This window comes from Corynebacterium sp. MSK041, from assembly GCF_030232265.1.
GTDB lineage: Bacteria > Actinomycetota > Actinomycetes > Mycobacteriales > Mycobacteriaceae > Corynebacterium.
This window is the reverse complement of record NZ_JASPJK010000077.1, coordinates 1-240: the sequence shown is the minus strand read 5'-3', so window position 1 is coordinate 240 and position 240 is coordinate 1. Positions and strand designations below refer to the sequence as shown.

Here is a 240-nt window from a genome sequence, read left to right as displayed (position 1 = left end):
AGTAGAAGTAGGCATATCAGTTACGTCCTGTTAGTTGAAGTACACCGCAATAGCGTCACCACGGGTGCGCGCCGCAGTATAAAAATCAGTGAGAATGTCAATAGCGTCAACTTCCTCGAAGTCATCAGGATCAAGACCTTCGAGCACATGAGCAAAATCAGCGACCTGCTCAGGGGTATTAATACGCATTCCATCCGTAAGGTCTTGCCCATCCCAGTCAGCAGCACCAAAAACAATGCC

The 240-nt window shown here is 48.3% G+C and carries 1 protein-coding gene; it reads right to left on the bottom strand.

Annotated elements, in window-relative coordinates:
- Positions 1 to 30: 30 nt before the first annotated feature.
- Positions 31 to 240, bottom strand: a 210-nt coding sequence (locus QP968_RS11245; protein ID WP_284856475.1) for a hypothetical protein, incomplete at its 5' end; no start/stop codon positions are given.